Raw genomic sequence first — 23,257 nt, 5'->3', positions numbered from 1 at the left:
ATATCCGCACACCGGCCCATGTCGATCTCCGCCACGTTCATCAAACGGCCTATCGGCACATCGCTGCTGGCGGCCGCGCTGTTCCTGGTCGGCGTGGCGGCGTGGCCGCTGCTGCCCGTCGCGCCGCTGCCGCAGGTCGATTTCCCAACGATCCAGGTGTCCGTGACGTTGCCGGGGGCCGATCCATCGACGATGGCGTCGAACGTCGCCACCCCGCTTGAGCGACAGTTTTCACTGATCGCAGGCCTCACGCAGATGACGTCGACCAGCGCACTGGGCTCAACGTCTATTACGTTGCAGTTCGATTTGAATCGCAACATCGACGCTGCCGCTGTCGACGTACAGGCCGCAATCAACGCCGCAGGCGGACAATTGCCGACCAATCTGCCGAGTCCACCCACGTACCGAAAGATCAATCCGGCTGACTCGCCCATTCTGCTGATGGCCGTGAAGTCGGACACGCTGCCGCTCATCGTGGTTAATGACTACGCTGACAACGTGTTGGCGCAGCAGATTTCGCAGATCAGCGGCGTGGGGTTGGTGAACATCGGGGGCGTTCAGAAGCCCGCCATCCGCATACAACTGGACCCCGACAAGGTGGCGGCACTCGGGCTTGATCTGGAGACCGTCCGTAGCGCGCTTGCCAACGCCACCGTCAACACGCCGAAGGGCAGTTTCGATGGCCCGCGCCAGAGCGTGACGGTGTATGACAACGGTCAATTGCTCGACCCGGTACGTTGGAATGACGTGATCGTGGCTTATCGGGCTGGCGCCCCTGTACGTGTCCGTGATCTGGGGCAGGCCGTGGCGGGGGCAGAAAACACGCGATATGCGGGGTGGGCGTACCGTGGGGCGGCCATGCCGGAGAGTGTGCCGCTCAAAAGCGGCCGCTCCGTGTTTCTGGCGGTGACGAAGCAGCCGGGCGCTAACGTCATCGAGACAGTCGAGCGGATCAAGGCGGCCCTGCCGCGCTTGCAGGCGTCGATACCGCCTGCGGTCGAAGTGAGCATTCTTACCGACAGAACGCAGACGATCCGGGCCTCCGTGGAAGACGTAGAGTTCACGCTGCTGCTGACCGGCGTGCTGGTCGTGCTGGTGATTTTCCTGTTTCTACGCAATTTGCCGGCGACGCTGATCCCCGCAGTGACCGTACCGCTCGCCATGATGGGAACGGCGGCCGTGATGTACGTCATTGGTTTCAGTCTCGATAATTTGTCGCTCATGGCGCTCACGATCTCCGTCGGCTTCGTTGTCGACGACGCCATCGTCATGCTCGAGAACATCTATCGTCACGTGGAAGACGGCATGGCGCCAATGGAGGCTGCCTATCGTGGGGCGGCTGAAATCGGCTTCACGATCGTGTCGATTTCAGTCTCTCTCGTTGCCGTGTTTATCCCGCTGCTGTTGATGGGCGGGATCGTCGGACGGCTCTTTCGCGAGTTCGCGATTACGGTGACGCTGACGATTGCGATCTCGGTGATCGTGTCGCTCACGCTCACGCCGATGTTGTGCTCGCGGTTTTTGCGGCACACGCCGCCCGAGCGGCATGGCCGGATGTATCGCTGGTTCGAGGCGGGTTTCGATCGTATGCAGAACGGCTATCGTCGCGGGCTGCAAGTGGTGCTCGAACATCAATTCCTGACGTTGTTGGTGTTTCTCGTCACGCTCGGCCTGACGGGCTTGCTCTACGTAGTGATTCCGAAGGGTTTCTTCCCTCAACAGGACACCGGTTTCGTATTCGGCTTTGCGGAGTCTGCGCAGGATACGTCGTTCGCGTTGATGAGCGAGCGCGTGATTCGCGTGGCCGACGTTGTGCGGGCAGACCCAGACGTGCTGAGTTTCGTTGCCAATACGGGTAATAACACGGCCAATACCGCCAATTTCTATATCAATCTGAAACCCAAGTCGGCCGGGCGCACGCTATCCGCCGATCAAGTGATTGCGCGGCTGCGCCCGAAGCTCGCGCAGCTCGAAGGTATCAATCTGTTCTTGCAGGCGGGGCAGGATATCAATGTCGGGGGGCGCTTGGCGCGCACACAGTACCAGTACACACTGACCGATGCCGACATCAACGAACTCAATCGCTGGGCGCCTGCGTTGCTTGAGCGGTTGCGCCGCCTGCCGCAGCTCACGGATCTTGCGACGGATCAGCAGAGCAACGCGGCCACGGCCACGCTCACGATCGACCGCGACAGGGCTTCGAGTTTCGGCATCTCCCCCGCGCTCATCGAGGCCACCCTCTATGACGCTATCGGGCAACGGCAGATCGCGCAGTATTTCACGCAAATCAACAGCTATCACGTTGTGATGGAGGTGACGCCCGCGTTGCAAGCCGATCCGGTGCTGCTCGACAAGCTGTATCTGACGTCGCCGACGACCGGCCAGCGTGTGCCGCTCTCTGCGTTTGTCCGCGTTGATCGTAGTAAGACCAATTACCTGCTCATCAGCCACCAAAGCCAATTCCCGGCAGTGACGCTGTCGTTCAACCTGGCGCCGGGGGTGTCATTGGGTGAAGCGGTCGACGCCATTCGGCGTACGCAGGCACAGATGAACATGCCGCTCTCGGTCAACGGCACGTTCCAGGGTACGGCGCAGGCGTTCCAGGATTCGCTATCGACGCAGCCGTACCTGATTCTGGCGGCGCTCGTGGCCGTGTACATCGTGCTTGGCCTGCTATACGAGAGCTACATCCATCCATTGACGATTCTCTCGACGCTTCCGTCGGCCGGTGTAGGGGCGTTGTTGATTCTGATGTTCAGCGGGAACGATCTGAGCGTGATTGCGCTGATCGGCATCATCCTGCTGATCGGGATCGTGAAGAAGAACGGGATCATGATGGTCGACTTCGCGCTGACCGCAGAACGCGACCAGGGGCTATCGCCGCAGGAGTCGATTTATCAGGCATGCCTGCTGCGTTTCCGGCCGATCATGATGACGACGGTGTGCGCGCTGCTGGCGGGCTTGCCCTTGATGCTCGGCAGAGGGGCCGGGTCGGAATTGCGGCGTCCGCTGGGGTACGCAATGGTCGGCGGGCTGCTGCTCTCGCAGGCGCTTACGCTGTTCACGACCCCCGTCGTCTATCTCTATCTGGATCGGGCCAGTCTGTGGTTCAGGGAGCGCAAGGCGCGTACGGGGGGGCAGGGCGAGCAGACGCCGAAGTGAGGGCAGACGGCATGCCGCCAGCGCATCACTTGGGCGTTCGGTTCGGTGGCTCGGTAGCTACTAGGTCTAGCCGGCTCACGCGGCGGCCGACAGGTTCGCCAGCACGGCGTGCGGGTCGTGGTACACCAGCCCCAGCGCGTCTGCCACGCCGCGGTTTGTCACCATGCCGCGCGCCACGTTAAGGCCGGCGAGCAAGTGCGAATCCGCGCGCATCGCAGCCACCGCGCCGTGATCGGCCAGTTGCAGGATGAACGGCAGCGTGACGTTGTTCAGGGCGAACGTCGAGGTACGCGGTACGCCCCCCGGCATATTGGCTACGCAGTAATGCACTACGCCTTCGACCACGTAGACCGGATCTGCGTGAGTGGTCGGGTGCGACGTCTCGCAGCATCCCCCTTGGTCGATCGCGACATCGACGATGACCGAGCCCTTGCGCATGAGACCGAGCATCGCGCGCGTGATGAGCTTGGGCGCGGCGGCCCCCGGAATGAGCACGCCGCCGATGACGAGGTCGGCGTCTCGCAAATGGGTTTCGATGGCGTGTTGCGTCGAATAGACCGTCTGTACCCGTCCACCGAACTGTGCGCTGATGCGTCGCAACGCGTCGACGGATTTGTCGATGACCGTGACTTGTGCGCCGATGCCGACAGCTATGGTCGCTGCGTTGGTGCCGACGACGCCACCGCCCAGAATGACAACCTTGCCCGCCTCCACGCCCGGGACCCCGGAGAGCAGGAGGCCCAATCCGCCGTGCGTTTTTTCGAGCGCGGTTGCGCCAGCCTGAATCGACATGCGTCCTGCGACCTCGGACATCGGGGCGAGTAACGGCAGCCCGCCGCTTGCGGACGTCACCGTTTCATACGCAATACAAGTGGCGCCGCTCTTGATCAAATCGCGTGTCTGCTCAGGATCAGGTGCGAGGTGGAGATACGTGAAGAGCGTGTGATGAGGCCGCAATCGGGCGCGCTCGACGGCCTGCGGTTCCTTGACCTTGACGATCAGTTCGGCACGGTCGAAGACGTCGACGGCATTGGCGGCGATGCGCGCACCGGCGGCAGCGTAGACGGTGTCGTCCATTCCGATGCCCTGGCCGGCTTGTGTCTCGATCCATACCTCGTGCCCGCGTGCCACCACTTCGCGTACGGCTGCGGGCGTCATGCCTACGCGGTATTCGTGGTTCTTGATCTCCTTGGGTACACCGATTTTCATGATGCGTCTCCTTTGTTGTGATGTGTTAGCGAACAGCGAGTACAGCAACGGGGTAAGGCTCAAACAAAAACGGCACCCGAAGGTGCCGTTCTGAAGATCAGGCGAAGGCCGGTTGGACCTGCGCGTCGGACGCGCCACTGTAGCGCGCCACCGATAGGTCGTCGGCGAGAATGGCCGGCCGGCGTCCCGACATCAGATCCGCCAGCAACTGGCCCGAGCCGCAGGACATCGTCCAGCCCAGCGTGCCATGCCCCGTGTTCACGAACAGGTTGCGCAGTGCCGTGGCGCCGACGATCGGCGTGCCGTCCGGTGTCATCGGGCGCAGGCCCGTCCAGAACGAGGCCTCGGCGGTATTGCCCGCACCGGGGTACAGATCGTTGACGACCATCTCCAGCGTAGCGCGACGTGCCGGATTGAGCGCCTTGTTGTAGCCGACCACTTCGGCCATGCCGCCGACGCGAATGCGGTCCTCAAACCGCGTAACGGCAATCTTGTAGGTTTCGTCCAGGATGGTCGACACCGGCGCACGCGAGGCATCGACGATCGGTACGGTGATCGAGTAGCCCTTGAGCGGATACACCGGGATGTCGACGATCCCACGCAGGAACGGCGTGGAGTAGGAGCCGAGTGCCACGACATAGGCGTCAGCGCGTTGCAACGTGCCTGCGCAAACGACGCCCCCGATTTTGTCGCCCGCAACTTGCAGTCCGTCGATCGGCATGTCGTAACGGAAATTTACGCCGAGCGCCTCGGCCATTGCCGCCAGACGCGTTGTGAACATTTGGCAATCGCCCGTCTCGTCGTTCGGCAAGCGCAGGCCACCTGTGAGCTTGTCCGAGACCGCCGCCAATGCAGGCTCTGCGCCGGCCAGTGCCTTGCTGTCGAGCAGTTCGAACGGGACGCCGGCTTCCTCGAGGACCGCGATATCTCGCGCCGCGTTCGCTAATTGCTCTTCGGTGCGGAACAGTTGCAGCGTGCCAGCCTGACGGCCTTCGTAGGCGATGCCGGTTTGCGCACGCAGATCGCGGAAGCAATCGCGGCTGTATTCGGCGATACGCACCATGCGTTCCTTGTTGACGGCGTAACGCTCGGGCGTGCAATTGCGCAGCATCTGATAGAGCCACTTGAGTTGCGTGAGCGTGCCGTCCGGACGGATGGCGAGCGGGGCGTGCTTCTGGAAGAGCCACTTGATGGCCTTTGTCGGAATCCCGGGGGCGGCCCATGGCGACGCATAGCCCGGCGAAATCTGGCCAGCGTTGCCGAAGCTGGTCTCAAGCGCCGGACCTGCCTGACGATCGAGCACCGTGACGTCATGCCCGGCCTTTGCCAGGTAGTAGGCGCTGGTAACGCCGATGACGCCGCTGCCGAGAACGATGACCTTCATTGCGTGGACTCCTGTAAAACCATAGTTATGCAGTAATAATTCGCATGCTATTCTCGGATTGGCAGGTTTAGTTAATGTATATAGCCAAAATTCAGGAATAAATAATGAGAGTACAGCAGCAATCGATCCGGACGCTGGATCGGCTCGATCGGCGTATCCTCATGCTGCTCCAGCAGGACGGGCGGATGTCGATGAAGGATCTCTCAGAGCAGGTCGGCCTGTCGATTACCCCGTGCATCGAACGCGTAAAGCGTATGGAGCGTGACGGCGTGATCATGGGATATTTCGCCCGAGTGAATCCGGCGGCGCTCGGCGCGGCGCTGCTGGTGTTCGTCGAGATCACGCTCGATCACAAGTCCGGCAATATGTTCGACCAGTTCCGCCGGGAGGTTCTGCGAATCCCGGAGGTGATGGAGTGCCATCTGATCTCGGGAGACTTCGACTACCTCATCAAGGCCCGCATTCGTGAGATGTCCGAATACCGCAAGTTGCTCGGAGACATCCTTCTCCAGTTGCCCGGTGCCGTGCAGTCGAAGAGCTACGTCGTAATGGAGGAGATCAAGGAAACCCTCACGGTCCACGTCGAGGAGTGAGCACGGCGTAGATAAGGGACTCTTTTGTGGGGGGGCGTACGTTGCTGGCTTCCGGGGCCTGGCATCGTCCGGGCCGCAGGATGGGGTGTCCGGGAGTCGGCTCGGCCGACTAAAACAGTGGCATTTGCGGGTCGACCTTGCCTGAAGGGGCAGACGCCGCATTGCCTTGATGCGGTCCGTTGCGATTCCCTCCGTCGCCGTTGGCAGACGGGGCGGGATCCGGGACGCTGAAGTGATCGTTTCGCAGCGGCGGTCTGGCCTGATTGAGGCCCAACTTGCGGGCCGCGAGATGAAAGCGCTGCCGGATCAATTCGGCATGCAATCCGGTGCCGCGCATGCGCGTGCCGAACTCCGAGCTGTTGTGCTTACCGTCGCGTACCTGTTCGATCAGACTCATCACATGACGTGCTCGCATCGGGTAATTCGCCTCAAGCCAATCGACGAACACGTCGTGAACTTCACGCGGTAAGCGGAGCATTACATACGCGGCGTAGGTTGCGCCGGCGTCGGCGGCTGTCGTCAATACCCGCTCGATATCGAAATCGGTGAGCGCGGGCACGATCGGGGCGACAATCACGCCGGTCGGAATGCCTGCATCCGTCAGCTTGCGAATCGCGTCGATACGACGGACGGGCGTGTTCGCCCGAGGCTCCATCTTGCGGGCAATGTCCGCGTCAAGCGTTCCCACGGAAATGAAAACACGCGCCAGACCGCGCTGCGCCATGCGCGACAGAATATCGATATCGCGTGTGACTAGCGCCGATTTCGTTGTGATGCCTACGGGATGCCCGAAACGTTCCAGAACTTCCAGCACGCTGCGCGTAATACCGTATTCCCGCTCGATGGGCTGATAGGGGTCGGTGTTCGCGCCAAGCGCGAGCAGGGCGGGTTGATAACCGCGTTTGCGCAGTTCGGCGTCGAGCCGCTCGGCTGCGTTGTGCTTTGCGTACAGGCGGGTCTCGAAGTCCAACCCAGGGGAAAGCCCGAGATAGGCATGCGTAGGGCGGGCAAAACAATAAGTGCAGCCGTGCTCGCAACCTCGGTAGGGGTTGATCGAGCGGTCGAAAGGAATGTCCGACGAGGTGTTGCGGGAGATGATCGTTCGCGCGTTTTCCAGCGCGACCTGTGTCACGAATTTGACCTCACATTCTTGGGCTGCGTCCGATTCATGGCGAGTTTCGTCACTCTCGCGGTGGAACTCGGAAAAGCGCGACTCGAGATTGGCGGTGGCGCCTCGGCCCTTGCGCGACGGGGGCGGCGCAAATGAGGAAGCCATGACTCGTCTCCTGAAATAACAACCCCTGTCGCGGATGAGGGGCATCCGCAGGGAATGCCTGTCATTATACTGTGTTTTTATACAGTATTCGGACGGAGGGCGACGATGATGATTTTCGAAACGATGGGGGTGCCGGCCTGGCCCTTGCGGGCGGCGAAGATGTACTGGGAATCCTGGCTGGTTTTATGTGTTGCTCTCGGGGGAGGGGGAGCACGGCGGGATGTACGGCGCGACGGCGCGAGCGATGGCGTCGAGGGCGGTGCTATCCGCATTCGTCCGCTGACGGGCAAGGTGGATGGCGCGAAGGGTGAGCAGCGAGTAAAGCGTCGCGTGATTGCCACCCATGCTGGCAAGCGCTTCGGTGTGACGTGTGACGATACCGGCATCGCCCCGCGACACCGGCCCGGCAAGCGCGCCAGAGAGCCCGCGTTCGCGCGCCGCATTGAGTGTGCCAATGACGAGCGGCCACATGGCCTCGCGGGCGTCGTTCTCCGACATGCCGATGGCTTGCCAGAGATGGGTCGCTTCGTCGAGCAGACAAAGCAGAAAACTCGCCGCGTAGTTGGCACCCGCGTGATATTGCATGCGCTCACCCGGCGGGATCGACAGCGCTCGGCAGCCAATGTCGCTCGCGAGACGTTGAAGGATTTCGTTCAGCGGCGTATCGGCCTCGATGGTGATCGCACTGCCGGACAAGCGGGTGGCGTCGTCATCGAGTCCGGCGAACAGAAACAGCGGATGGAAGCCCCCGATCTGCCCGCCGTGCTGCGTCGCGGGGGCAAGCAACCCGACTTCGGATGCACCGCTGCAATGCACAAGCGCCTGACCGGCGTGCGGTGCAAGATACGCGGCGCACGAGCCAATGGCGTCATCGGGAACGGTAAGGAAAACCAGATCCGCTCGCGAGAAGACGGCGTTCATATCTTCAGGGCGATCAACCGTCAATGTCTCGCAATTCGGGAGTGCCGCCCCGATACGTTGCGCGCTGTCTGCATTCCGGCTTGCAACGACCGACACGTCGTAGTTAGCTTGAGTCGCAGCGCTCGCCAGCGCGCGGGCAACACGTCCGGCACCGATGAAGCCCAGTGTTGGTCGAGGGGAGAGGGGCAGGGTGTCGGACATTGTGCTCGGACGTTATTGCGACAGGCGGTTCGGCGTGTCGTGCGTTTCAAAGTAGGTCTGGAACGCGACGGCGAGGCCGACCATCATCAGCATGGCGCCGACGAACAACGACACGCTCACGATGATGACGGCAATCCAGCCGGAGCGCGACTTGTTCGGGACGTTGGTGTTGAACTGGGCGTTCCAGCGTTCGTCGGGGCGCAGTCCGTAGACGATCGCCGCGAGGAACGCCGAGAACAGCGAGATGGCGCCGAGAATCGTCAGCCCCCATCCCGCACCAGAACGCAGTTCGCTCGTGACCAGCAGCCCCCAACCCGCCACACCGCATGCCGAACCCACGACATGGGCCCAGCCGAAGCGGTCACGCAAACCATACAGGTAGAAGCGATGCAGGCCGAGTGTGCCGAACAGCATGGCGAGGCCGGCGGTCAGAGTCTTGGATTTGTAAGCGACTGCGTTCATTTGGAATGGTTATCGGGCAGGCGTTTCGCGAATGACTTCGACAAGCGTCCAGCGCATGTTCGAAGCGTCGGCGGGCGGATTGGCGACGGGTTCGCCGTGAATTTTCACGCGGTATTCTACGCCGGGCTTCCAGTCGAATCCATCGATGTGGGCGTACCAGAGTTCCCATTGCGATTTGCCGGAATCGTCGGCGCTGCGCACGCGCAGGCATTTGCGCGGTGCCACACCTACGCAGTCGGCCATTTGCGAGTCGACGTCGAGAATACGGTCCTGCGTCGTCTTTGTGCCACTGGTGCCGGCTATCGGCTGATTGAGCAGCGTCTGCGAGGCGTAGGTCAGCGTATCGCCGTTCGGTACGCTCAGAATCAACTGCGTGTCGCGGCGTTCGAAGCGGGCCACGAGGGGGAGTGTCTTGAGATAACGGTCTTCGAATGCCATCGAATCCGGACAGGCCATGCGCGTCGTGGCCGGAGCCTGAATGCTGACTTGCCCCTTGCCCGGCCCGATTGTGTATTGGCCGAAGATTCGGTTGCATCCGCCGGTGCCGGAGAACGCCCCCTTGTCATTGAAGGTCAGGTTGATCACGCGACCTTCGGGCAAACTCGGTGCGTCGCCCGCACCTTCCCATTTCACCAATTGCCAGGTGCCGAGAATATCGGCCGGGGCGGTTGCGGCTGCGGGGCTTTCGGTGGGTGTCGAAGTCGGATTGGCGCCGCCCCCCGAGGGGGCTGCGCAACCCGCCAGCATGGCGGCCGGCACAAGGAGGGTCGCCAGATAGGAGGCGAACGATGACGGCATGAACGAGAGTAGGCGTTGGGTCATGATGGTGTATGGGCGAAGTTGCGAAGAGGGCAGGGACGGCGAAAATATCGCGTTGAACAGGGGATGATGTGTTCTAACGGTGCCGTGAATACCGTGGAGGGTTGACCGGACGTGCGCTGGAACAGTTCCTTGCGCGGGTCCGGGGGTGGCTTCCCGATGGATGAAGACGCCTGTCATACGGTGTCCCTATGGTTTTCGGTACGTAATGCGATATATCGCACCTGCGTAGTCGTCGCTAATTAATAGGGAGCCGTCTGGCAAGGTCAGGAGATCGACCGGGCGACCCCAGACGGATTCGTTTTCGCCGAGCCAGCCTTGCGCGAAGACTTCCTGTTTGGCAACGTTGCCCTTCGCATCGAGGACAACACGCACGACCCGGTAACCCACCTTGTGGCTTCGGTTCCAGGAGCCGTGTTCCGCAATAAAGATACTGCCGCGATATTCCTCGGGGAATTGTTTACCTGTATAGAAGCGCATGCCGAGTGCTGCCACGTGCGCACCGAGTTTTGTCACTGGCGGGGTAAAGGCGCTGCAAGGCTTCTCTCGTCCGAACTCGGGATCGGCTACGTCGCCGGCATGGCAGTAAGGAAATCCGAAATGCTCGCCAACGCGGGTAAGCCGGTTGAGTTCGTCGTCAGGGACATCGTCGCCGAGCAGGTCGCGGCCATTGTCCGTGAACCAGAGCGTATTGGTCCCGGGTTGCCAGTCGAACCCCACGGTATTGCGCACGCCTCGGGCCACGACTCGCCAGTCGGTGCCGTCCGGTCTCATGCTGCCGATCATCGCGTACCGATTCTCGTCGCGCTTGCACACATTGCACGGCGCGCCCACGCCCACATACAGGCGCTGATCGGGGCCAAAGGCGATATATCGCCAGCCGTGATGACTCTCGGTCGGGAGTTTGTCGTAGACGACAGTCGGATTGCCGGGGTTGTCGAGACGGTTTTCGATGTCGTCGAGCTTGACGATGCGTGAGACCGCCGAGATATAGAGTGCGCCGTTGCGCATGGCGACACCGACCGGCATATTCAGGCCCGAGGCCACCGTCCGGACTCTTGCGGCGTAGGCGCGCGACGGGTCGAGGGTGATGGCATAGACATCCCCTTGTGCGCGGCTGCCGACAAATAGTGTGCCTTTCGGGCCAAGCACCATGCCGCGAGCGCCCGGAACCTGATCGGACAGCACTTCGACGTAAAAGCCGGGAGGCAGCGACAAACGTTCGATGGGAAGTGCGTCGCGTGCGGCCGCGAGCCGTGGGCCGGAGATTAGTGCCGCGACCAGAAGAATCGCAGTCTGGCGTGCCGCGGTGGGCCGGGGAAAACTTCGGGTAGGGTGTTCGGCGGGGCACTGAGTCCGAGCGACGATTTGATGCGCCCGCCGGTCGGGGGCGGCCAGACGGGCAACCCGCGCGGTGATCCTTGCCGGCCAGAGCGGCCGGAGGGGAAATTGCCATCCATCGGGAAATCGTCGCATGCAGGGCTCGCTTCGCACAAAGGATGCGTGCATTGTAGACCAGTGCCCGCCAGGGGCGGCAGCGTCGTACAGACCGTCGTAAAGACGGCCCAATATGGGCGGGGCTTGGCGTGACGTACTTTCCGTTTGGCGAAGTGTTTGTTTTGACGAGGGTTTTGCGCTATAATCACGCGTTTTCTGTCCGAACACTTCTGGATTCACAAGGATTTAATATGGTCGTTATCCGCCTGGCTCGCGGCGGCGCGAAGAAGCGCCCGTTCTACAACATCGTTGCAACCGACTCGCGTAACCGCCGCGATGGCCGCTTCATCGAGCGTATTGGCTTCTACAACCCGGTCGCTGCCGAAGGCACGGAAGGTCTGCGCATTGCTCAAGACCGTCTGGCGCACTGGCAAGGCGTTGGCGCACAACTGTCGCCGACCGTGGCTCGTCTGATCAAGCAAGGCGCCAAGGCTGCTGCCTAAGCTTTCAGCTAGTCGAGCTGTACGTATGCTGTCGGTTTGCCGATGGCATGAGAATTGAACGGCGGTGCTTGCTCTCGAGCAATCTAGAGCAGGCACCGCCGTGTGTTCGTCACAAGGTTGGATTGGCATGGTTCGTTCCGCACGTGAGCGGGTACCGCTGAAGATCGGTGCTGAAGCGCGTCGCGCCTCCGGCATGCGCGCAGAACAGGTGCTCGCCCCGGTGACCGAAATCCCCGACGATCTCGTCGAACTCGGTTACATCGGCGAAGCCTACGGTATTCGCGGCTGGATCAAGGTGCAGCCGCACACGGGGCAGGGCGAAGGCCTCTTGTCCGCAGATTGCTGGTATTTCCGTCGTCCTGGTGAGTCGGCCTACACCAAGGCCAATGTGCTCCACAGTCGCGGGCATTCCGGTACCGTCGTCGCGCAATTGCGTGGCAGCGATAACCGGACATCTGCGGAAGCTCTCAAGGGGCTTCAGGTCTGGGTGCCGCGCAGTGCATTCCCATCGGCTGGCGAAGACGAGTTCTACTGGGTTGACCTTATCGGTGCCCAGGTAACGAATTTGCAGGACGAATTGCTTGGCAAGGTCGTCGGGCTGCTCGATAACGGCGTGCACACCGTGTTGCGTGTCGCATACGAAGCACCTGCCGTTGACGACAAGCCGGCAAAGACCGCCGAACGGTTGATCCCGTTCGTTGGCCAATATGTGCAAACCGTCGATATCGAGGCGGGGCGCATTGTGGCTGACTGGGGTCTCGATTACTGAGATACCGATTGACCGCCTGGTCGTTGTTGCGTCCGGGCACCTCTGGACGGAACCGGTCTGATGCAGTTTGACGTCGTCACGCTCTTTCCCGAGATGTTTCGGGCACTGACCGACTGGGGCGTCACCAGCCGGGCGCTCAAGCAGTCGCGCTACGGTCTGCGGTTTTGGAATCCGCGTGATTTCACGCATAACAATTACCGCACGATCGATGATCGGCCGTACGGCGGCGGTCCGGGCATGGTGATGCTCGCCAAGCCGCTCGACGACGCGATCGCTGCCGCGAAGGCGGCGCAGGCGGAAGCCGGTGTGCCCCGTGGCCGCGTGTTGTTGATGTCGCCGCAGGGCAAGCCGTTGACGCATCGTCGGGTGGTGGAGTTGCGCGAGCAGGAGCAAGGTCTGATTCTGCTCTGCGGTCGTTACGAAGCCATCGATCAGCGTTTGATCGATCGCGTGGTAGACGAAGAGGTCAGCGTTGGCGATTTCGTGCTGTCGGGTGGGGAACTGCCCGCCATGGCACTGATGGATTCGCTGATCCGGCTGTTGCCGGGAGCGCTGAACGACGAACAATCGGCCGAGCAAGACAGTTTCGTCAATGGTCTGCTCGATTGTCCGCATTACACGCGGCCCGAAGAATATGAAGGCGTGCGTGTGCCCGATGTCTTGTTAGGCGGACATCACGCAGAGATTGAAAAATGGCGACGCCGCGAGGCGTTGACCAATACCTGGCGCAAGCGTCCCGATCTGATCGAGAGCGCGCGCGCCAACGGATTGCTCAGCCGTGCCGATGAGGCGTGGCTGGCAAGCCTGCGGGCCGATACGTCGGTCAAGTAGGTGGCGGATGTCGTCATGGGGACGGCATTCGGTTTGAACCCATCCTCTATCGGGGCCGGCTCGCCGGTATATAACGCCGATACGATGGCACAAGGAGTGGTAAATGAATCTGATCGCCAAGATCGAGCAGGAAGAAATCGCGCGTCTGACCGCGAACAAGACGATCCCCGACTTCGCCCCGGGCGACACCGTGATCGTCAACGTGAACGTGGTTGAAGGTACGCGCAAGCGTGTTCAGGCTTACGAAGGTGTCGTGATCGCCAAGCGTAACCGTGGTCTGAACTCGGGCTTCATCGTTCGTAAGATTTCATCGGGTGAAGGCGTTGAGCGTACGTTCCAGACGTACTCGCCGCTGATCGCCAGCATCGAAGTCAAGCGTCGTGGTGACGTTCGTCGCGCCAAGCTGTACTACCTGCGCGAGCGTTCGGGCAAGTCGGCACGTATCAAGGAAAAGCTCTCGTTCAAGAGCAAGCCTGCTGCTGCCGAGTAAGTCGGACGCCGCTACGCCTGGCGGCCTCGTGGCCGGGTGCAGCAAAAAGCCGCATGGAAAAAGCACCCTTCGGGGTGCTTTTTTCGTTCCGTGCGCGAGGCATTTATTTCGATGCGGCGGTGCGTCATGACCGCGACATGCGGCGAATTGACCGGCGAATAGAATTTTCTTTGCGTGCACGCGTTTTCGGCTTCCTCGTTAAAATAGCGACGTTGTCCATCCATCAAAGGTCTACGTGGCGCCACCTCTCATCCTGCATCCTGAAGCGTTACCTATCGTCTCGACGGGCGAGGGCGAGCCTGCGGTGCCGGCGGAGCGGCTGACCCCATCAGCGTTACGAGATCGTCTGGCCAGTCCACCGCTCTGGAAACCGGAGTCGGGGATTCTCGAACTGGCTCCCCCTTCGATGTTCACGCCGCGTGCGGCCGCGGTTCTTGTGCCGCTGGTCATGCGTCCCCACGGGACTACCGTACTCCTCACGAAGCGGACGCAGCATCTGAGTACGCACGCAGGACAAGTCAGTTTTCCGGGCGGCAGCCGCGAGCCTGATGATCCAACGCCGATAGCCACGGCCTTGCGCGAGTCGCGTGAGGAAATCGGATTGGACGCGGGTGCCGTGGAGGTGATCGGAAGTTTGCCGGATTACGTGACGGGCACAGGCTTTCGTGTTGCGCCGGTCGTGGGGCTGGTCAAGCCACCGTTCGATCTCGTGGCTGACACGGGCGAAGTGGATGAAATCTTCGAAGTGCCCCTCGACTTCCTGATGAATCCTGCGCACCATCAGATTCGCGTCTTCAACTACCAGGTCGGCGAGCGACGGTTTTACGCGATGCCTTATCCGAAGCCTGCTGGCGGCGAGTACTTCATCTGGGGCGCGACGGCCGGCATGCTGCGTAATTTCTACCAACTTCTGCGGGCCTGACGCGAAAGGCGATTCGACCGCGCGAATTGCCTGCTTAAAGTGCGAAGTGAGTGCGTTGCCGAGGCGCATGGGGCGGGCATTTGCGGGAAGCTGTGCTATCGTTACACCATTCCGTCTGGTGATCTGATCGCACGCATGACATTCTTCTCGGTACTCCTCGCGCTGATCCTCGAGCAGGTGCGTGCCCTCTCCACGCAAAACCCGATCTACAACCTGATTCGCTCTCATGCGACTCATACTTCGCAGTCGTTCGACGCCGGCCAGCCGCGTCACGGCTTGCTTGCGTGGCTCGTGGTAGTGCTGCCTTTCGTGTTGGCCGTCGGCGTCATCTATTACCTGCTCATGCGGGTCAATATTTTCCTGGGCTTTGCGTGGAACGTGCTGATCGTCTACCTGACGATGGGCTTCCGGCAGTTCAGCCACTACTTCACCGATATTCACGTTGCGCTGAACAACGACAACGTGAATGAAGCGCGTGAGATCCTTCGTCAATGGATCGGGATCGACACGGTCGACATGCCAGTAGACGAGATCGTGCGTCACACATTGCTGCATGCGGTCATCGCGTCGCACCGTCACGTATTCGGCGTGTTCTTCTGGTTTCTGATGCCGGTGGGGCCGGCAGGAGCGGTGCTGTACCGTCTCGCGGAATATCTCTCGCGCCGCTGGACGGAAGCAGCGCCCGATCGTAGTCCCGCGTTCGGTGCGTTCGCGCGCAAGGCGTTCTATGTGATCGATTGGGTGCCTGCGCGTTTGACCGCTATCGGCTTCGCGATTGTCGGCAACTTTGAAGACGCGATCTACGCATGGCGTCACTATGCCAAGCAATGGCCGAACGAAAACGAAGGCATCTTGCTGGCCGCTGGCAGCGGTGCCCTCGGTGCACGACTGACCGGGCCGCTGGCGGAGGTCTCCAGTATCGATGCCCTCAGTCAGGGGGATGACGCCGTTCTGCCGGTTGGCAGCGAATGTACGCCGCGCACCTTGCAAGCGGCTGTCGGCCTGGTCTGGCGAGCCGTCCTGCTGTGGATGTTGCTGTTGCTGTTGCTGACGCTCGCCGTTTGGTTAGGCTGACGTTGATGCAATAGCGCAAATGAAAAACCCCGCCGAAGCGGGGTTTTTTGTTGCCGGGTAAGCGGAGCGTCTCGCCTCAATAGGGAATCTGCTGCTCCGACTCGTGGACAAGCTGCGCATAAAGCGCGTGGCGTTGCGGCGAGATCCGACCATCGGCAACGGCTTCCAGAATGGCGCAGCCCGGCTCTTTCAGGTGATGGCAGTTGTAGAACCGGCAGCCGGTGAGCAGCGGACGAAACTCGGGGAAGCCCCGCTCCAGCGCCCCTTCCTTGAGGTGATGCAGGCCGAACTCCTGGAAACCCGGCGAATCGATGAGCAACCCACCGTCAGGCAGGTGAAAGATGCGCGTGAAGGTCGTCGTGTGTTTGCCCGAGTTCAGCACCGTGGAGATTTCGCGTGTTGCGGCATCCGCATCGGGTACGACAAGGTTCACGAGACTCGACTTGCCCATGCCCGACTGCCCGAGCAGTAGCGAAGCCTGATGCGCCAGACGAGGCAGCAACAATGCCTTCGCCGCGTCCGGGTCGGCGCGAACGGAAAGCTCCAGTACCTCGTACCCCAGCGCACGATACGGTGCAAGCCGCTCGCGAGCGGCGGGCAGGGCGTCGCTCACATCGGTCTTGTTGAGCACGATCAGCGGGCGCAACTCATTGGCTTGCGCAGCGACGAGCGCGCGGCCGAGCAGATCCTCGCTGAAGTAGGGCTCCGTCGCCAGCATGATCACCAACTGATCGATGTTGGCGGCAAAGAGCTTGCTCTTGAACTGGTCCGAACGATAGAGCAGGTTGCGACGCGGCAGAATCTCTTCGATGACACCCTGATCGCCCGTGCGAGCCCACAAGACTTCATCGCCGACCGCAATTTCGCTCTTTTTGCCGCGCGGGAAACACAGTACCGTTTCCCCGTCGTCGGCTTCCACGACGTAGTGACGGCCGTGAGCCGCGGCTACGCGGCCATGGCATCGTTCCTGCGTGGTGGTGTCGGGCGATGCGTTACCTTTGACGCCGCGCTTCATGCGTGCCCCAGCAGACGGTCGATGCGCTGGGACGCTGGTGGATGCGAGTAGTAGAACGCCGTGTAGACCGGGTCGGGCGTAAGCGTCGACGCGTTGTCCTGATATAGCTTCACGAGCGCGTTGATCAGATCGCTGGCCTGCGTTTGGCTTGCGGCGAAGGCGTCTGCCTCGAACTCGTGTTTGCGCGACGTCAGGCTGCTCAGCGGACTGGCGAAGAAGCCGAACACCGGCAGCACGAGGAAGAAGAGCACCAGCGCCAGTGCGTTGTTGCTGCCCGTCATCGACGGCATGACGCCGAGTTCGGTATAGAACCACGTGCGTCCGGTGAGCCACCCCAGCAGCGCGAGGAAGGCCAGCGACAAGGCGAAGGCCACGACCAGACGCTTGGTGATGTGGCGACGCTTGAAGTGGCCCAGCTCATGCGCCAGCACAGCTTCGATTTCCGCGGGCGAGAGGCGCTCGATCAACGTATCGAAAAACACAATGCGTTTGGCCCGGCCGAAGCCGCTGAAATAGGCGTTGCCGTGGGCCGAACGTTTCGAGCCGTCCATCACGAACAATCCGCGCGCCGCGAAGCCGCAACGCTGCATCAGACCCTCGATGCGCTGCGCCAGCGACACATCCGAGAGCGGCTCGAATTTGTTGAACATCGGCGCGATCACATGCGGGAAGATGAACTGCACGAACAAATTGAACGCAACCCAGACAACCCACGTGTACACCCACCACAGTGGCCCCGCTCGGTCCATCAGCCAAAGCACGACGAACAGCAGTGGCAAGCCGAGCACGACACTGACGGCTGTGCCTTTGGCCATGTCGGCGATAAACAGCCCGAGCGACATTCGATTGAAGCCGAAACGCTGTTCGATCACGAACTGCCGCACATAGGTGAAGGGCAGGTCGATGATGCCGGAGATCAGCAGCACCGCGGCGATCAATGCGATCTGACCGACGTAGCCTTCGCCGAGCCACCCGGAGATGCCGATGTGCAGCAGGTTCAGGCCGCCGAGCAGTGTGAAGGCGACGAGCAGCACCGCCTGAGCGAAGATCTCGGCCATGCCCAGGCGGGTGCGGGCGACGGTGTAATCGGCGGCGCGCTGATGGTCGGTCAGCGTGATCGTGTCGGCGAAGCGCTCGGGTACGGCTGCCCGGTGGGTGACCACATGGCGAACTTGACGAGCAGCCAACCAGAGTTTGGTCATGACCATCGCCAGCAGGAAGATCACGAAGAGATAAGTGAACATGCGCTTAAGGAGAATCCGAAGTATGCGAGAATTATAAGTTCTTTCGACCGGCGAGGCGCCGTACCGGTCGCCTACCGATGCGTTTTCCAGAGTCTTCCGATCATGTCTTCCATTCCATCCCAAAATCCCACGCCTGCCGACGCCGAGACGACGCTTGCACGCGCCGAGTTCAATTTGGTCTGGCTCGACATGGAAATGACCGGTTTGCAGCCCGATAGCGACCGGATCATCGAAGTTGCGGTTGTCGTGACGGACTCTGCGCTCACCCGCCGTATCGAAGGCCCGGTGTTCGCCATCCATCAGTCGGACGCCGTGCTCGATGGCATGGACGATTGGAACAAGTCGACCCACGGCCGCTCGGGGCTGATCGACCGCGTCAAGGCGTCGACGGTGGACGAGGCGTCGGCCGAAACGCAGCTTATCGAGTTCCTGTCCCAATACGTGCCGCCCAACAAGTCGCCGATGTGCGGCAATTCGATCTGTCAGGACCGGCGCTTCATGGCGCGTTACATGCCGAAGCTCGAAGCCTTTTTCCATTACCGGAATCTGGACGTCAGCACGCTCAAGGAGCTGTGCCGTCGCTGGGAGCCCACGGTCTACAAGGGTTTCACCAAGCGCGGCGCGCACACTGCCCTCGCCGATATCCACGAGTCGATCGACGAGCTCGTGTACTACCGCGAGCACTTCCTGAAGACGGCAGTGCCGGGCGCACCAGATTCACGGGCGGCCACCCCGGCCTGATTTGCCGGGTCAGACACAAACGCCAGCGAGTTCGCTGGCGTTTGTGCTTTTTCAGGCAGAAATGGATGAAGTGGATGAGCCGGCCTTCATGTGCTCACGCAGTCATGCCGGTTTCGGCGCGCGAATCGCGTTCTTGGGGCGGAAGGCTTTGCAAACCGCCTCGTTGGTCTCGATATACGGACCGCCGATCAGATCCACACAATACGGGACGGCAGCGAAAATGCCCGGTACGACCGGCTTGCCGTCGGTATCGCGCAGACCTTCAAGCGTTTCCTTGATCGACTTAGGCTGGCCGGGCAGATTGATGATGAGCGCCGCGTGGTTTGCGGTTTCACGAATGACCGCCACCTGACGCGAGAGGATCGCCGTGGGCACGAAGCGCAGGCTGATCTGGCGCATCTGTTCCCCGAACCCTGGCATTTCCTTCGTGCCCGCTTGCAGCGTGGCTTCGGGCGTGACGTCGCGCCGCGCCGGGCCGGTGCCGCCGGTGGTGAGCACCAGATCGCAGTGCATCGTATCGACGAGTTCGATCAACGCGGCGGTGATGCCCTGGGCGTCGTCGGGAATCAGACGGGTTTCCGACACCCACGGCGAGGTCAGCGCGCTGCCGAGCCAGGCCTGGAGCGCCGGGATGCCTTGATCTTCGTAGGTGCCCTGGCTCGCGCGGTCGCTGATCGACACGAGACCTACGCGGAGTTCGTCCGGATGTGAGCGGGCGACCATCAATAATCCTCGCGGGTTGGGAATTCCGGCAACTCGTTATCGGCATCGTCCGAAGTTTCGGCCTGCGCTGCGCTGGTGCCGAGCAGATCCTTGAGTACCTGGAACAGTTCGCGGAAGGCCTTGGGCGGCTTTTGCGCGGCCTGCTCGCGGCGGGCGTTGCGAATCAGCGTGCGCAGTTGCTGGGCGTCGGCATTCGGATGCTGGGCGAGCAGTTCGGTGAGCGCCTCGTCCTTGGCCAGCAGGCGTTCGCGCCAGCGCTCGAGCGCATGCAGCTTGACCGTTTCTGCCTTCGAGACACCATTGATGACGTCCAGAGCGCGTTGAATGGCCTCGACTTCCTTCTCGTCCAGCGTGCGCATTTGCTTGCCCACGTACTGGAGTTGACGGCGGCGGCCTTCGTGCGCTGTGATCTTCCGGCAGTCCCGGACGGCCCGGTCGAGGTTTTCGGGCATTGGCACGCGAGCGAGCGCGTCCTTGCCCAGATTGACAAGTTCCTCGCCCAGTTCCTGCAGGGCATGCGACTCGCGCTTGCGCTGGGATTTGCTGGGGCCTTCGTCGTCAAGCTCACTGTGAGCGATACGGTTAAAGCGTTGAATGTGCGTCATGGGCGCTATTGTACCGCGGCGAGCGGCGTCCAAATAGTTGCTGGGCCTACGCACGATGGCGCGCAAGTCGCGCTAAGATGGCGGTTCCTATTCAGCCACTGACCGAATCGCGCCGATGTCCCAAGCGACCCAGCACTTCACGCATACCCAGGACCAACTCAAGGAAATCGTCAGCGACGTATTGCAATACGCACGTTCGCTCGGCGCAACCGATGCGGCGGCCGAGATCTCCGAGGGCGACGGCCTGTCGGTCTCGGTCCGGCGCGGCAAGGTCGAGACCATCGAGCGCAATCGCGACAAGCTGGTCGGCGTGACGGTCTTCATCGGCCAGCGTCGCGGCAACGCCAGTACGTCCGATTTCTCGCGCAAGGCGTTGCACGATACGGTCGACGCGGCCTTCAACATTGCTCGTTTCACCGCGGAAGACGACTGCGCAGGGCTCGCCGAGTCAGCGTTGCTCGAAACGCATCCGCAGGATCTGTCGTTGTTCCATCCGTGGGACATCACGGCAGACGAAGCCGTGGAATTGGCGCGCCGGGCAGAGAAGGCGGCGCTCGACGTAAGTCCGATCATTCGCAATTCCGAAGGTGCCGGCGTATCCGCCCAGCACTCGCAGTTCATGCTCGGCACCACGCGCGGCTTCCTCTCGGGCTATCCGTACTCGCGCCATTACCTGTCGGTCTCGCCCATTGCGGGCTCGGGCAGCCATATGCAGCGCGATGACTGGTATTCGTCCAAGCGTGCAGCGGGCGATCTGGCCTCGCCTGAGGCGGTCGGCCGGTATGCCGCGGAGCGCGCACTGGCGCGTCTGCATGCCCGCAAGCTTTCCACCCGCAAGTGCGCGGTGTTGTTCGAGGCTCCCCTCGCCGCGGGCCTGCTGGGCGCGTTCGTTCAGGGTGTGAGCGGCGGTGCGCTGTACCGCAAGGCGACGTTCCTCGTCGACACGTTGGGCAAGCCGGTTTTCGCCGACCACGTCGGCATTCATGAAGACCCGCACGTGTCGCGCGCCATGGGGAGCGCGCCGTATGACGAAGAGGGCGTGAAAACGCGCGCCCGCGACGTGGTTAGCGATGGCGTGGTGCAGGGCTACTTCCTGTCGACCTACTCGGCTCGTAAGCTCGGCATGCAGACGACGGGTAACGCGGGTGGCTCGCACAACTTGCGCATGTACAGCAAGCTCACCGCACCGACCGACGACTTCCGCGCCATGCTGCGCAAGCTGGGCACCGGTCTGCTGGTGACGGAGTTGATGGGGCAGGGTGTGAATTATGTGACGGGCGACTATTCGCGCGGCGCGTCGGGCTTTTGGGTCGAGAACGGCGAAATTCAGTACCCGGTCGAGGAGATCACGCTGGCAGGCAATTTGAACGACATGTTCCGGCAGATCGTCGCCATCGGGGCGGACACGCTAGTGCGCGGCACGAAGGAAGTCGGGTCAATCCTGATTGAACAAATGACCATTGCCGGTCATTGATGCTGCCAAAAGCCGTTATGGCGCCACAAACGCGTTGCATTTGTGCGCCATTGCGGGGCAAAAGCTCAATTATCGTGTCCGGCCCAGGCAGTTTGCGATATGCTTAGGAGTTTTCTTAAGTCGTGGCTTAAGAACGTACACGGTAGTTAGGGTAATGGGCGCGCTCATAAGGCGCGCCTTCTCATAACTAGAGACTAGGTATTGGAGGAAGAGGACTCATGAAAAGCACCATGACCAAGTTGCTGGGCGCACTTGTCGCTACGGGGATGGTGGCTGCGGCCCACGCAGCCGATCTGAAGATCGGTGTGGCCGAAGCACTGTCGGGCGGCGCTGCGCAGTACGGCGCGGCCATCAAGAACGGTTTCCAGCTTGCCGCTGACGAAATCAACGCCGCGGGCGGCATCAACGGCAACAAGCTCGTGCTTCAGATCGAAGACGAGCAGGGCAAGAAGGAAGAGGCGATCAACGTCTTCAAGAAGCTGATCTTCCAGGACAAGGTGCTCATGGTCTTCGGCCCGACGCTGTCGAACTCGGCACAGGCTGCCGATCCGATCGCGCAGGCGGGCAAGACGGTGGCCTTCGGCACGTCGAACACGGCTGACGGCATCACCTCCATCGGCGACTACATCTTCCGCAACTCGGTGACCGAAGCCGACGTGCTGCCGGAGACCATCAAGGTCGCGGCCAAGCACACCGGCATCAAGAAGGTCGCGGTGCTGTACGGCAACGACGACGTGTTCACCAAGAGCGGCTACGACAACTTCAAGAAGGCCCTCGAGGACCTGAAGATCCCGGTCACGACGACCGAGACGTTCGCCAAGGGCGATGTGGACTTCAAGGCCCAGCTCACGAAGATCAAGGCAAGCAACCCGGACGCCATCGTTCTGTCGGCGCTGATCGCCGAAGGCGCACCGATCATGGTGCAGGCGCGTCAATTGGGTATCAACGTGCCGTTCATCGGCGGCAACGGCATGAACTCGGTCAAGGTCTTCGATCTGGCCAAGGGCAGCTCGGACGGCCTGTGGGTGGGTAGCCCGTGGTCGATCGAGAACAACACCCCGGCCAACACGAAGTTCATCGCTGCGTACAAAGCGAAGTACAACGTCGCGCCGGATCAGTTCGCGGCCCAGTCGTACGACGCCATGTATATCGCCGCTGCTGCGATCAAGAACGTGAAGATCTCGGGCAATCTGGACGCCGACCGCAAGGCCCTGCGCGACGCGCTGCCGAAGGTCACGCATGAAGGTGCGACGGGCAAGTTTGCGTTCCGTCAGGCAACGGGCAAGAACGGCAAGCCGGCCGGCTACGACGCACAGCAAGCGCCTATCGTCAGTGTGACGAAGGGCGGCAAGTACGTCATCGAGAAGTAAGTAGCCCGGCAGTACTTGAAGAAGTCCGCATG

22 protein-coding genes are annotated in these 23,257 nt (G+C 61.6%); 11 read left to right on the top strand and 11 right to left on the bottom strand.

What is annotated here, in order from left to right; translation table 11 throughout:
- Nucleotides 1-18 precede the first annotated feature (18 nt).
- Entirely contained in the window at nt 19-3,162 is a 3,144-nt protein-coding gene (locus tag ACIPHM_RS05135; protein WP_400325158.1) for an efflux RND transporter permease subunit, read from the top strand.
- Nucleotides 3,163-3,237: 75 nt separating this feature from the next.
- Here ACIPHM_RS05135 and ald read toward each other — a convergent pair whose 3' ends face one another.
- Both ald and ACIPHM_RS05125 read right to left on the bottom strand, forming a co-directional pair.
- Entirely contained in the window at nt 3,238-4,371 is a 1,134-nt protein-coding gene (gene ald / locus ACIPHM_RS05130; protein WP_400325156.1) for an alanine dehydrogenase, read from the bottom strand.
- Between the two features lie 97 nt (nt 4,372-4,468).
- Entirely contained in the window at nt 4,469-5,755 is a 1,287-nt protein-coding gene (locus tag ACIPHM_RS05125) for a D-amino acid dehydrogenase (protein WP_400325154.1), read from the bottom strand.
- A gap of 104 nt (nt 5,756-5,859) precedes the next feature.
- Here ACIPHM_RS05125 and ACIPHM_RS05120 point away from each other — a divergent pair, with 104 nt between their 5' ends.
- Complete coding sequence (locus tag ACIPHM_RS05120; protein ID WP_400325152.1) at nt 5,860-6,348, top strand: Lrp/AsnC ligand binding domain-containing protein; 489 nt, start codon at nt 5,860-5,862, stop codon at nt 6,346-6,348.
- Nucleotides 6,349-6,457: 109 nt separating this feature from the next.
- Here ACIPHM_RS05120 and ACIPHM_RS05115 read toward each other — a convergent pair whose 3' ends face one another.
- The 5 genes from ACIPHM_RS05115 to ACIPHM_RS05095 all read right to left on the bottom strand — a co-directional run bounded on the left by ACIPHM_RS05115 (nt 6,458) and on the right by ACIPHM_RS05095 (nt 11,503).
- Entirely contained in the window at nt 6,458-7,624 is a 1,167-nt protein-coding gene (locus ACIPHM_RS05115) for a PA0069 family radical SAM protein (RefSeq protein WP_400325150.1), read from the bottom strand.
- A gap of 183 nt (nt 7,625-7,807) precedes the next feature.
- On the bottom strand, nt 7,808-8,746 hold the full coding sequence (locus ACIPHM_RS05110; protein ID WP_400325148.1) for a Rossmann-like and DUF2520 domain-containing protein: 939 nt from the start codon (nt 8,744-8,746) through the stop codon (nt 7,808-7,810).
- 12 nt (nt 8,747-8,758) lie between these two features.
- Entirely contained in the window at nt 8,759-9,208 is a 450-nt protein-coding gene (locus ACIPHM_RS05105; RefSeq protein WP_400325146.1) for a hypothetical protein, read from the bottom strand.
- A 9-nt stretch (nt 9,209-9,217) separates the two neighbouring features.
- Entirely contained in the window at nt 9,218-10,030 is an 813-nt protein-coding gene (locus ACIPHM_RS05100) for a DUF4377 domain-containing protein (RefSeq protein ID WP_400325144.1), read from the bottom strand.
- Nucleotides 10,031-10,216: 186 nt separating this feature from the next.
- Nucleotides 10,217-11,503, bottom strand: coding sequence for a PQQ-dependent sugar dehydrogenase (locus tag ACIPHM_RS05095; protein ID WP_400325142.1), 1,287 nt, complete (start codon nt 11,501-11,503; stop codon nt 10,217-10,219).
- 212 nt (nt 11,504-11,715) lie between these two features.
- On the opposite strand from ACIPHM_RS05095, the gene rpsP reads away from it, so the two are divergent.
- The 6 genes from rpsP (at nt 11,716) to ACIPHM_RS05065 (ending at nt 16,053) form a co-directional block, all read left to right on the top strand.
- A complete protein-coding gene (gene rpsP, locus ACIPHM_RS05090) occupies nt 11,716-11,967 on the top strand; it encodes a 30S ribosomal protein S16 (protein ID WP_400325140.1) in 252 nt (83 codons plus the stop codon).
- A gap of 127 nt (nt 11,968-12,094) precedes the next feature.
- Nucleotides 12,095-12,736 carry a ribosome maturation factor RimM gene (gene rimM / locus ACIPHM_RS05085; protein ID WP_400325138.1) on the top strand — a complete coding sequence of 214 codons (642 nt, stop codon included), beginning with the start codon at nt 12,095-12,097 and terminating at the stop codon, nt 12,734-12,736.
- A 60-nt stretch (nt 12,737-12,796) separates the two neighbouring features.
- Nucleotides 12,797-13,567 carry a tRNA (guanosine(37)-N1)-methyltransferase TrmD gene (gene trmD / locus ACIPHM_RS05080; RefSeq protein ID WP_400325136.1) on the top strand — a complete coding sequence of 257 codons (771 nt, stop codon included), beginning with the start codon at nt 12,797-12,799 and terminating at the stop codon, nt 13,565-13,567.
- Between the two features lie 103 nt (nt 13,568-13,670).
- Nucleotides 13,671-14,057: a 50S ribosomal protein L19 gene (gene rplS / locus ACIPHM_RS05075; protein WP_400325134.1), complete on the top strand. Its 387-nt coding sequence runs from the start codon at nt 13,671-13,673 to the stop codon at nt 14,055-14,057.
- 235 nt (nt 14,058-14,292) lie between these two features.
- Nucleotides 14,293-14,979 carry a CoA pyrophosphatase gene (locus tag ACIPHM_RS05070; RefSeq protein WP_400325132.1) on the top strand — a complete coding sequence of 229 codons (687 nt, stop codon included), beginning with the start codon at nt 14,293-14,295 and terminating at the stop codon, nt 14,977-14,979.
- A gap of 135 nt (nt 14,980-15,114) precedes the next feature.
- On the top strand, nt 15,115-16,053 hold the full coding sequence (locus ACIPHM_RS05065; protein WP_400325130.1) for a CobD/CbiB family protein: 939 nt from the start codon (nt 15,115-15,117) through the stop codon (nt 16,051-16,053).
- Nucleotides 16,054-16,129: 76 nt separating this feature from the next.
- On the opposite strand, the gene rsgA is transcribed toward ACIPHM_RS05065, so the two are convergent.
- Nucleotides 16,130-17,068 (bottom strand): ribosome small subunit-dependent GTPase A, encoded by a 939-nt coding sequence (gene rsgA / locus ACIPHM_RS05060; RefSeq protein ID WP_400325128.1) that lies wholly within the window; start codon nt 17,066-17,068, stop codon nt 16,130-16,132.
- Nucleotides 17,065-18,312 carry a M48 family metallopeptidase gene (locus ACIPHM_RS05055; protein WP_400325126.1) on the bottom strand — a complete coding sequence of 416 codons (1,248 nt, stop codon included), beginning with the start codon at nt 18,310-18,312 and terminating at the stop codon, nt 17,065-17,067. The genes rsgA and ACIPHM_RS05055 overlap by 4 nt, the downstream gene beginning before the upstream one ends.
- Nucleotides 18,313-18,414: 102 nt before the next feature.
- Between ACIPHM_RS05055 and orn the strand changes: the two genes are divergently transcribed.
- A complete protein-coding gene (gene orn / locus ACIPHM_RS05050) occupies nt 18,415-19,053 on the top strand; it encodes an oligoribonuclease (RefSeq protein WP_400325124.1) in 639 nt (212 codons plus the stop codon).
- Between the two features lie 102 nt (nt 19,054-19,155).
- Here the strand turns inward: orn and mog are convergent, their stop codons facing one another.
- Both mog and yjgA read right to left on the bottom strand, forming a co-directional pair.
- Nucleotides 19,156-19,776 (bottom strand): molybdopterin adenylyltransferase, encoded by a 621-nt coding sequence (gene mog, locus ACIPHM_RS05045; protein WP_400325122.1) that lies wholly within the window; start codon nt 19,774-19,776, stop codon nt 19,156-19,158.
- Nucleotides 19,776-20,381 carry a ribosome biogenesis factor YjgA gene (gene yjgA / locus ACIPHM_RS05040; RefSeq protein ID WP_400325120.1) on the bottom strand — a complete coding sequence of 202 codons (606 nt, stop codon included), beginning with the start codon at nt 20,379-20,381 and terminating at the stop codon, nt 19,776-19,778. Before yjgA ends, mog begins: the two co-directional genes overlap by 1 nt.
- A gap of 115 nt (nt 20,382-20,496) precedes the next feature.
- On the opposite strand from yjgA, the gene pmbA reads away from it, so the two are divergent.
- Nucleotides 20,497-21,855 (top strand): metalloprotease PmbA, encoded by a 1,359-nt coding sequence (gene pmbA / locus ACIPHM_RS05035; protein WP_400325118.1) that lies wholly within the window; start codon nt 20,497-20,499, stop codon nt 21,853-21,855.
- A 218-nt stretch (nt 21,856-22,073) separates the two neighbouring features.
- Nucleotides 22,074-23,225: an ABC transporter substrate-binding protein gene (locus tag ACIPHM_RS05030; RefSeq protein ID WP_400325116.1), complete on the top strand. Its 1,152-nt coding sequence runs from the start codon at nt 22,074-22,076 to the stop codon at nt 23,223-23,225.
- Nucleotides 23,226-23,257 lie beyond the last annotated feature (32 nt).

Source organism: Pandoraea sp. NPDC087047 (assembly GCF_044745225.1).
In the GTDB taxonomy this organism is placed as follows: Bacteria; Pseudomonadota; Gammaproteobacteria; order Burkholderiales; family Burkholderiaceae; genus Pandoraea.
The sequence above is the reverse complement of the archived record's forward strand: the minus strand, read 5'-3'. Positions and strand labels throughout refer to the sequence as shown.